The following is a 620-nucleotide window of genomic DNA, read 5'->3' as shown; positions in this document are numbered from 1 at the left end:
CTTAACTTTCTTAACAAAAAGGAAAGTGAAAAGTTCAACGGGCTCAAAAAGAAAATGGATTTGATTTGGAAGAGGTTCTGAAAAGTCTTTCTTCTGATTTAAAAACAATTTCTACAATTACGGAGTTATTTTAGACGTTCAGAGACAGAAAGAACTGAGAAGATATCCGGAAGTTCTAGAACCGCTGAAAATTATTATGGAGATTCCTTATCTGCATATTTTCCTGGATGGGCTGGACTTAAATCTTCTGGAAAAGGAATTTCTTCTGTTAAATATGTTTAACCGCAACTGGAGCTGGCTCTTTCCTGAAAAATATTCAGATGAGTATAAATCAAAAGTTTTTACAAAAATCTGCAAAAAGGAAACTGAAACACCACAGTCTCTTACAAGAAAACTCAATAACAAATTCTTGAATATGGGCCTTTTCTCTGACCCCTGGGAAGTTTCTGATTTTGTTTATGCTTTTTTTATCCGTGATAATCCCCGGGCTTCCCTTCAGCGATGTTTTTACTCAAGATATCAGGATTTTTATGATTACAAAAATATCGAAGAATTGAACTCTGATGCACTTGGAATAATGATCAAACAGCTTTGTGAATATAATGAAAATAAAAAGGCTG

1 protein-coding gene is annotated in these 620 nt (G+C 33.9%); it reads left to right on the top strand.

All coding sequences use genetic code 11. The annotated features are described in order from the left end of the window. Positions 1-196: 196 nt before the first annotated feature. A partial coding sequence (locus tag MSI_RS13580) for a hypothetical protein (protein ID WP_039925179.1) occupies positions 197-620 on the top strand: 424 nt, incomplete at its 3' end.

This window comes from Treponema sp. JC4 (genome assembly GCF_000260795.1).
GTDB lineage: Bacteria > Spirochaetota > Spirochaetia > Treponematales > Treponemataceae > Treponema_D.
This window is presented reverse-complemented; position numbering and strand designations above follow the sequence as displayed.